The organism is Pseudomonas sp. FG-3G, from assembly GCF_901007645.1.
Classification (GTDB): Bacteria; Pseudomonadota; Gammaproteobacteria; order Pseudomonadales; family Pseudomonadaceae; genus Aquipseudomonas; species Aquipseudomonas rhizophila.
In genome coordinates this window covers 89,328-98,223 of record NZ_CAAKGZ010000030.1, presented here as the reverse complement: position 1 = coordinate 98,223, position 8,896 = coordinate 89,328, and the positions used below count along the sequence as shown (strand labels likewise).

Annotated in this window: 9 protein-coding genes; 2 read left to right on the top strand and 7 right to left on the bottom strand. The window is 62.8% G+C overall.

The features are described from left to right. The 3 genes from PSEUDOMOFG3G_RS21220 to dapE all read right to left on the bottom strand — a co-directional run. Window positions 1–369: hypothetical protein (locus PSEUDOMOFG3G_RS21220; RefSeq protein ID WP_139051065.1), on the bottom strand; the 369-nt coding region annotated here is incomplete at its 3' end. Window positions 370–451: 82 nt separating this feature from the next. After that, complete coding sequence (locus PSEUDOMOFG3G_RS21215) at window positions 452–1,261, bottom strand: putative RNA methyltransferase (protein WP_139051064.1); 810 nt, start codon at window positions 1,259–1,261, stop codon at window positions 452–454. Next, window positions 1,261–2,412: a succinyl-diaminopimelate desuccinylase gene (dapE, locus tag PSEUDOMOFG3G_RS21210; RefSeq protein WP_047227551.1), complete on the bottom strand. Its 1,152-nt coding sequence runs from the start codon at window positions 2,410–2,412 to the stop codon at window positions 1,261–1,263. Before dapE ends, PSEUDOMOFG3G_RS21215 begins: the two co-directional genes overlap by 1 nt. A gap of 399 nt (window positions 2,413–2,811) precedes the next feature. On the opposite strand from dapE, the gene tcdA reads away from it, so the two are divergent. Next, a complete protein-coding gene (gene tcdA, locus PSEUDOMOFG3G_RS21205) occupies window positions 2,812–3,612 on the top strand; it encodes a tRNA cyclic N6-threonylcarbamoyladenosine(37) synthase TcdA (protein ID WP_373685101.1) in 801 nt (266 codons plus the stop codon). A gap of 114 nt (window positions 3,613–3,726) precedes the next feature. Here the strand turns inward: tcdA and PSEUDOMOFG3G_RS21200 are convergent, their stop codons facing one another. From PSEUDOMOFG3G_RS21200 to PSEUDOMOFG3G_RS21185, 4 genes are all read right to left on the bottom strand, one after another. Then, window positions 3,727–4,134, bottom strand: a complete 408-nt coding sequence (locus tag PSEUDOMOFG3G_RS21200; RefSeq protein ID WP_139051063.1) for a SufE family protein — start codon at window positions 4,132–4,134, stop codon at window positions 3,727–3,729. Next, the gene (locus PSEUDOMOFG3G_RS21195) at window positions 4,131–5,336 is read right to left on the bottom strand and encodes an aminotransferase class V-fold PLP-dependent enzyme (RefSeq protein ID WP_139051062.1); all 1,206 of its coding nucleotides are present in this window, start codon (window positions 5,334–5,336) and stop codon (window positions 4,131–4,133) included. The genes PSEUDOMOFG3G_RS21200 and PSEUDOMOFG3G_RS21195 overlap by 4 nt, the downstream gene beginning before the upstream one ends. A 76-nt stretch (window positions 5,337–5,412) precedes the next feature. Continuing rightward, on the bottom strand, window positions 5,413–6,447 hold the full coding sequence (gene dapD, locus PSEUDOMOFG3G_RS21190) for a 2,3,4,5-tetrahydropyridine-2,6-dicarboxylate N-succinyltransferase (protein WP_047227554.1): 1,035 nt from the start codon (window positions 6,445–6,447) through the stop codon (window positions 5,413–5,415). Between the two features lie 32 nt (window positions 6,448–6,479). Next, the gene (locus tag PSEUDOMOFG3G_RS21185) at window positions 6,480–6,842 is read right to left on the bottom strand and encodes an ArsC family reductase (RefSeq protein ID WP_076386191.1); all 363 of its coding nucleotides are present in this window, start codon (window positions 6,840–6,842) and stop codon (window positions 6,480–6,482) included. Between the two features lie 319 nt (window positions 6,843–7,161). On the opposite strand from PSEUDOMOFG3G_RS21185, the gene PSEUDOMOFG3G_RS21180 reads away from it, so the two are divergent. Next, window positions 7,162–8,808, top strand: coding sequence for a Na+/H+ antiporter (locus PSEUDOMOFG3G_RS21180; RefSeq protein WP_139051061.1), 1,647 nt, complete (start codon window positions 7,162–7,164; stop codon window positions 8,806–8,808). Window positions 8,809–8,896: the final 88 nt, after the last annotated feature.

Here is an 8,896-nt window from a genome sequence, read left to right as displayed (position 1 = left end):
CTTCCAGGTAATCTCTTCTTCCCCATCGGCGCTGATGCGAATCCAGCGATCGGCCGACTCTTCACCTTCTTCCTCCACCCACGACCCAGGTGCGCAGCGCACTTCGACGTTCAGCGCGGCAAAGGCTGCACGGGCGCAGGCGATGTCGTCTTCCCACGGGGTCTGGTCGCTTTCCAGGTACAGGCTGTTCCATTTGCCCACAGCCTTGGGTAGCCAGGTCACCGGGATATCGCCGGCCTTGCACTTGTAGGTCTGGCCTTTCTGGACCCAGTCGCTGCACGGGCCCAGGGCCTGGCCGAGCCACGCGGCAATGGCCTTGTGATCGACGTCGGCGTCTTTGAGGTAAATCTCGATATCGGGTTGGCGCATGGATGTCCTCACTGCGGTCTTGAAAAATCCATTCGCGGATTTAACTGGCCTCTGGCGGTTGCCCGAGGCCGGGAATTAAAAGTTATTGAAGAACGAAATAATCGTAGCGCATCGACACGGTGACCTCGAACGGCTCGGCCTGCTCGATCACGCTGGCGCGGCGTTCGGCGCTGGCGCGCCAGCCGTGAGGCGTCATCGCCAACAGGTTGGCGCGGTCCTGGCTACTTGCGAGTGTGAGCTTGAACTCGAGGGTTTCGCTGTGATCGAGCACCATGCCCGACGGCACCAGGGCCAGGTGTTTGTCATCCGTGTACTGGCGCACTTCGTCGTACAGTCGCTCGCGCAATTCCATCAGGTGGCCGCTGGTCGGGCCGACCTTCATCAGGCCGCCACCGGGGCTGAGCAGGCGTTTGGCCTCCTGCCAGTCCAGCGGACTGAACACGCTGGCCAGAAACTGGCAGCAGCCGTCCGCCAGCGGTACGCGGGCCATGCTGGCGATCAACCAGGTCAGCCGTGGATCGCGTTTGCAGGCGCGTTTGACCGCCTCGCGGGAAATGTCCAGGGCGTAGCCATCGGCATCCGGCAAGGCGTCGGCGATCTGCGCGGTGTAGTAACCCTCGCCACAGCCGATGTCCAGCCAGCGACCGGGCGCGCGCTCGGCGGCCAGTTCGGCCAGGCGCCGGGCGACAGGGGCGTAATGCCCGGCGTTGAGGAAGTCGCGGCGGGCTTCGACCATCGCCTGGTTGTCGCCGGGATCGCGGCTGTTCTTGTGCTGCACCGGCAGCAGGTTCAGGTAACCCTGCCGCGCGCGGTCGAAGCGATGGCCGGCCGGGCACACCACGCCGTTGTCCACCGCGTTCAGCGGTTCACTGCAGATCGGGCAGGCGAGCATCAGGCGAGCAACTTGATCAGCGTCTTGTAGTAGATCTCGGTCAGTACGTCGAGATCGGCCGCCAGCACGCGCTCGTTGACCTGGTGGATGGTCGCGTTGACCGGCCCCAGTTCCACCACTTGGGTGCCCATGGTGGCGATGAAGCGGCCATCGGAGGTGCCACCGCTGGTGGAGGCTTTTGTCTCGCGACCGGTGACATCCTTGATGCTCGAAGACACGGCATCCAGCAACGCGCCTGGTTCGGTGAGGAATGGCAGGCCCGACAACGCCCAATCGATGTGCCAGTCCAGTTGATGCTTGTCGAGGATATCGGCGACGCGTTTTTGTAAGCCTTCGACGGTGGACTCGGTAGAGAAGCGGAAGTTGAACACCGCCACCAAGTCGCCAGGGATCACGTTGGTCGCGCCAGTGCCGGCGTTGAGGTTGGAAATCTGGAAACTGGTGGGCGGGAAGAAGTCGTTGCCGTGGTCCCAATGCTCGGCGGCCAACTCTGCCAGGGCCGGCGCGGCCAGATGGATGGGGTTCTTCGCCAGGTGCGGATAGGCCACGTGGCCTTGCTTGCCGCGCACCGTCAGTTTGGCGCCGAGGGAGCCGCGGCGGCCGTTCTTGACCACGTCACCCACCAGGGTGGTGCTCGACGGCTCGCCAACGATGCACCAGTCCAGGCGTTCCTGGCGGGCCTTGAGGCGCTCGACCACGGCCTTGGTGCCGTGGTGGGCCGGGCCTTCTTCGTCGCTGGTGATCAGAAAGGTGATCGAGCCCTTGTGGTCCGGGTAGTCGGCGACAAACCGTTCCGCTGCCACCACCATCGCCGCCAGGCTGCCTTTCATGTCCGCCGCGCCACGGCCACAGAGCATGCCGTGTTCATCGATGACCGCATCGAACGGGTCGAGCTGCCAGGCTTGCACCGGACCGGTCGGCACCACGTCGGTGTGCCCGGCGAAACACAGCACCGGGCCGTCATGCTTGCCATGGCTGGCCCAGAAGTTATCCACATCCTCGATGCGCATCGGTTCGAGCGTAAAGCCCGCGCTGCCCAGGCGCTGCATCATCAGTTTCTGGCAATCGGCATCCACCGGCGTCACGGACGGACGGCGGATCAGGTCGCAGGCGAGTTGCAGGGTCGGCGAGAGGTCGGCGTGGGCCGTCATGGAAAACTCCGAAAGCTGGAAAGGAGATCACAGTCCATGTGGGAGCGGGCTTGCTCGCGAAGCTTTTAGCGTCAGTGATGACGCCTTCGCGAGCAAGCCCGCTCCCACAGGTCCTGAGTTCGACCGTTGGATTGTATTCGGTCGAGGCTTACAAAATGGCGGTTATCTTATAGCAAAACGACCCCGGTGGGCCCCTGGTGCTGGTCAGTTGGACCACGAAACCTGTGGGAGCGAGCTTGCTCGCGATGGCGTCGGATCAGCCGCATCAATATTGACTGACACACCGCTATCGCGAGCAAGCTCGCTCCCACAAGGGAAATTGGTCGGATTCATTTCGCGACCGGCTCGAATTGCCGCAGCAAAGCCCTATAATGCGCGCCGGTTTTTGGGGTAATGGTCATGAGTACAGAAGATCCACGGTTTGCCGGTATCGCCCGTTTGTATGGCATCGAAGGCCTGGAGCGCCTGCGGGCGGCCCATGTGGCGATTGTCGGGGTGGGCGGCGTTGGTTCCTGGGCGGCGGAAGCCATCGCCCGTTGCGGCGTGGGCGAGATTTCGCTGTTCGACCTGGATGATGTCTGCGTCAGCAATGCCAACCGCCAACTGCACGCCCTGGACAGCACCGTCGGCAAACCCAAGGTCGAGGTGATGGCCGAGCGCCTGCGCGGCATCAACCCCGACTGCACGGTGCATGCCGTGGCGGATTTCGTCACCCGCGACACCATGGCCGAGTACATCACGCCGAACATCGATTGCGTGATCGACTGCATCGACAGCGTCAACGCCAAGGCGGCGCTGATCGCCTGGTGCAAACGCCGCAAGATCCAGATCATCACCACCGGCGGCGCGGGCGGGCAGATCGACCCGACGTTGATCCAGGTGTGCGACCTGAACCGCACGTTCAATGATCCGCTGGCCTCGAAAGTGCGTTCTACCTTGCGCCGCGATTACGGTTTTTCCCGTACCGTGACCCGCCATTACAGCGTGCCCTGCGTGTTCTCCACCGAGCAACTGCGCTACCCGAAACCGGACGGCAGCATTTGCTTGCAGAAGAGCTTTGTCGGCGATGGCGTCAAGCTCGACTGCGCTGGCGGGTTTGGTGCGGTGATGATGGTCACGGCGACGTTCGGCATGGTCGCGGCGACCAAGGCTGTGGATAAGATTGTGGCGGGTGTGCGGCGGCCGGCGGACCGGGTCTGACTGAAGATCGTTCCCACGCTCTGCGTGGGAATGCAGCCCGGGACGCTCTGCGTCCCTAATACAGCCGAACGCGGAGCGTCCGTAGAGGCATTCCCACGCGGAGCATGGGAACGATCATTGGCGGGTCAACTCAAGCATCCGCTGCAACACCGCATTCAAGCCATTGCTACGCGACGGTGACAACTGCCGCGACAATCCCAACTCATTGAACCACCCCGGCAAATCCACCTGCTGCAACTCCACGGCAGACAACCCATTGACCCGCGCCAGCAGCAACGCCACCAGCCCACGAATCAACCGCGCATCGCTGCTGGCGGCAAACTGCCAATGTCCGTCCTGCAGCCGTCCCACCAACCACACCTGACTTTCACAGCCGCTGACCAGATTGGCGTCGCATTTGTCCGCATCGCTCAAGGGCGGCAGACGCTCGCCCCATTGCATCAGCAGCCGGGCGCGTTGTTCCCAACCCGATGCGTCCTGAAACACTTGCAGCGCTGTGGCCGCGTCGGCCGGCAGGCTCATCGCAGCAGCTCCAAGGCTTGGTCCAGGGCTTCGAAGAAGCGTTCGATATCGGCGGAGTCGTTGTACAGCGCCAGCGACACGCGAATCGCCCCCGACAGCTTCAGATGTTTGAACAGCGGCATGGCGCAGTGATGCCCGGCGCGTACAGCGATGCCTTGTTCGGTCAGCAAGTGGGCCACGTCGGCGTTGTGCACGCCTTCGACCATGAAGCTGACCAGGGCCAGGCTCGGATTGCCCACCAGGCGGACGCCATTGCGCGCCAGCAGCCCGTGAAGCAGGTAGTCATGCAGTGCAGTTTCATGGTCGCTGACTGCCTGCGGGTCGAGGCCGGACAGGTAGTCGAGGGTCGCGCCCAGGCCGATCACACTGGCAATCGGCGGCGTGCCGGCTTCGAAGCCCAGTGGCGCCGGACGGAACGTGGCGCTGTGGTAGTCGGCCTGTTGCACCATCTCGCCGCCGAACTGCCAATGACGCAGTTGATGAAGCGCTTCGGTGCGGCCGAACAACACGCCCAGTCCTTCGGGGCCATAGAGCTTGTGGCTGGAAAATACATAAAAGTCGCAGCCCAGTGCCTCCACATCGTGACGGCCATGAACCACACCCTGGGCGCCATCGATCACCGTCAGCGCGCCTTGGACCTTGGCCAGGGCCAATAGCGCTGGCAAGGGCTGCCAGGTGCCCAGCACGTTGGACAGCTGGCTCACCGCCAGCAGGCGCGTACGTGGGCCGATCAGTTCGGCGGCGGCGCTGATATCGATCACCCCGTCGGCACCCAGCGGCAACACCACCAGCGTCAGCGCACGACGCTCGGCCAGTTGTTGCCACGGCAGCAGGTTGGCGTGGTGTTCCAGGGCACTGATGACGATTTCATCGCCCGGATTGAAAAGATGTTCCAGCCCATAGGCCAGAAGATTCAGCGCCGAAGTGGCGCCATGGGTGAAGACGATTTGCCCGCAATCCCCGGCATTGAGCCATTGCGACACTTTGAGTCGGCTGTCTTCGAATGCCTGGGTCGCATGGGCGCCCGGCAGATGCTGTGCGCGGTGCACGTTGGCCGCGCCATTGGCGTAGTAATGCGCCAGGGCGTCCAGCAGGGCTTGGGGTTTTTGCGTGGTGGCGGCATTGTCCAGGTAGGTCTGGCCTTGCCGTTGCAAGGCGGCGATGGCCGGGAAATCGGCGCGCCAGGGAGAGGGAATCAACATGCTTTCGGGCCCTGCTGGAGTTACGCCGGACCCTGTGGGAGCAAGGTTGCTCCCACAGGTGATGGTGTGAAGCGGCTTAGTTGTGGGCGTGCAGTGCTTCGTTCAGCTCGATGGCCGATTTATGGGTTTTGCATTCCACCGCGCCGGTCTCGGAGTTGCGGCGGAACAGCAGATCGGGCTGGCCGGCCAGCTCGCGGGCCTTGACCACCTTGACCAGTTGGTTGTTCTCGTCCAGCAGCGCCACCTTGGTGCCGGCGGTCACGTACAGGCCCGACTCCACGGTGTTGCGGTCGCCCAGCGGAATGCCGATGCCGGCGTTGGCACCGATCAGGCAGCCTTCACCGACCTTGATCACGATGTTGCCGCCGCCCGACAGGGTGCCCATGGTCGAGCAACCGCCGCCCAGGTCAGACCCCTTGCCAACGAATACGCCAGCCGATACACGGCCTTCGATCATGCCCGGGCCTTCGGTGCCGGCGTTGAAGTTGACGAAACCTTCGTGCATCACTGTGGTGCCTTCGCCTACGTAGGCGCCCAGGCGGATCCGCGCGGCATCGGCGATACGCACGCCGGCCGGGACCACGTAGTCAGTCATTTTCGGGAACTTGTCCACCGAGAACACTTCCAGCAGCTCGCCGCGCAGACGGGCTTCGAGCTGGTGCTCGGCCAGTTCGCCCAGGTCGATTGCGCCCTGGCTGGTCCAGGCCACGTTCGGCAGCAGCGGGAAAATACCGGTCAGGTTCAGGCCGTGAGGCTTGACCAGACGGTGCGACAACAGATGCAGCTTGAGGTAGGCCTCGGGCGTGGAGCTCAGTGGGGCGTCTTCAGCCAGCAGAGTGGCGACCAGCGGCTTGTGGCTCTCGGCCAGACGGGTCAGCAGCGCGGCTTGCGCGGCATCGACGCCCTTGAGCGCGTCAGCCAGTTGCGAAGCCTGTGCGGTGGTGAAGGTGATGGCCTGGTTGCCTTCGCTATAGCCCAGAATCGGCGCGATGGCCTTGACGATCTCGGCCGAAGGGTTGAGCAACGGTTGGGCGTAGAACACTTCCAGCCAGCTACCTTGACGGTTTTGCGTGCCGACACCGAAGGCCAGGCTGAACAGAGTATTGGACATGAAATTACCTCTACAAAATGGACTGGGCAGGCTTACTTGATCTCTGCCGCATAAATATCTGGCTTGAAGCCAATCAGGGTTCGGTCACCGAGATCAAGCACCGGGCGCTTGATCATCGAGGGTTGGCCGAGCATCAGTTCGATGGCTTTCGTCTGGTCGAGATCGGCTTTGCGTTCGTCGTCGAGTTTGCGAAAGGTCGTACCGGCACGGTTCAACACCACTTGCCAGCCATGCTCGTTGCACCATTGGGTCAGGTGCTCACGGTCGATGCCGGCGGTCTTGTAATCGTGAAAGTCGTAGTGCACAGCGTGTTCATCGAGCCAGGTGCGCGCCTTTTTCATCGTGTCACAGGCTTTGATACCGAAAAGGTGCAACGTTTTACTTGAATCGGTCAAGGAATTGCCCCCTTTGCAGGTGCTGGAAATAAAAGGTCAAGGATTATGCCATGACCGGACGGTTTCGCGACGCCAGATCGGCATGCACCCAAACCTGTGGGCGAGTCTGTGGGAGCAAAGCTTGCTCGCGATACAGGCGACACGGTTCAACTGCAAGACTGCGCCATCGTTCATCGCGAGCAAGCTTTGCTCCCACAGGCTCATTCCACAGGGCTGACTGCGACATAGGTGTAACGGCCAAGTTAATGCTAGGCGGTTAATATGGCACTTCAACGGCAAGCTGTTGCCGGATGTGTGTCGCTGTAAATGGAAACTCGTTATGCAAAGCGCTTATACCGTGCTGATTCTGTTGACGCTGGTGGGTGTTTCGCGGCTGATCGGACGGTTGATTCCGCTGCCGTTGCCCTTGGTGCAGATCGGCGCAGGGGCGTTGCTGGCCTGGCCATCCCTGGGTTTGCATGTAACGCTCAATCCGGAGTTGTTCCTGTTTTTATTCCTGCCACCGCTGCTGTTCTCCGACGGCTGGCGCATGCCCAAGCGCGAATTCTGGCGCCTGCGCGGGCCGATCCTGACGCTGGCGGTGGGGTTGGTGCTGTTTACGGTGGTGGGTGCCGGTTATTTCATTCACTGGCTGCTGCCGAGCATCCCGCTGCCGGTGGCGTTTGCCCTGGCGGCGGTCCTGTCGCCGACCGACGCGGTGGCGGTGTCGGCGATTGCTCGCGACCGCTTGCCCGGCCCCCTGATGCACATGCTCCAGGGCGAAGCGCTGATGAACGACGCCTCGGGCCTGGTCACCTTCAAGTTCGCCCTGGCGGCGGCCATCACCGGGGTGTTTTCCCTGGCCAACGCGAGCCTGGCCTTCGTGCTGGTGGCGATCGGTGGACTGCTGGTCGGCGTGGCCTTGAGTTGGCTGGTGGGCCGTATGCGGGCCTGGATGATCGGGCGCGGCTGGGACGACCCGGCCACCCACGTAGTGTTCATGTTGCTGTTGCCATTCGCGGCCTATGTGCTGGCTGAACGTTTGGGCGCTTCGGGGATTCTCTCGGCAGTGGCGGCCGGCATGATGCAGAGCTGGCTCGACCTGCTGCCGCGCCAGACCGGCACGCGCTTGCTCAACCGCAGCGTCTGGTCACTGCTGGAGTTCGCCTTCAACGGCTTGATCTTCCTGCTGCTGGGCCTGCAATTGCCGGACATCGCCAAGGCGGTGACCAGCCACGAAACCACATTGTGGCCGACGCTGTTCTACCGCTGCCTGGACGTGGTGGCGATTTTCCTGGTGTTGCTGGTGCTGCGGTTTGTCTGGGTGCAAAGCACCTGGCGCCTGTCCGGGCTATTGCGCCGCTGGCATGGCAAGGGCGAGCTGACGCTCGTGCCGACTGCGCGCTCCTGCTGGTTGCTGACCTTCGGCGGGGTGCGCGGAGCGGTGACACTGGCGGGCGTGCTGTCGGTGCCGATGCTGTTGGCGGCGGGCGAGGCGTTTCCCGAGCGAGACTTGCTGATCTTCATTGCCGCCGGGGTGATTCTGCTGTCATTGATCGCCGCCTGCATCGCCCTGCCATTGCTGCTGCGAGGTATCGAGAAAAGCCCCGATGACAAGCGCCGCCACGAAGTGCGCGATGCCTGGCGCAAAACTGCTGAAGCGGCGATCCATGCATTGGAAGTGGACGAAACGAGCGAGGCTGCCAGCGCGCCCGACGCGACCCAAGCGGCGCTGGCGACCGAGGTCAAGGCGCGGTTGATGTCTGAATATCGCCACCAGTTGGAGGTGTTCAACGACTCCGCCGAAGCCCAGGCGCTGGCGTTCGAAATGGACCTGCTGGAACGCCGGCTGCGCTTGAAGGCCTATCGGGCGCAGCGGCTGGAGTTGTATCGCCTCAGCCGTCATCACCAGATTGGGGATGATGTGCTGCGAGAGGTGCTGGGGGAGTTGGATCTGGCAGAGGCGAATTTGGGGTTGGGTAAATAGCAGCCATGGCGCAAAGCTAATTGTGGCGAGGGAGCTTGCTCCCGCTGGGGCGCGAAGCGGCCCTGGTACCAGACAATCCGGTGTATCA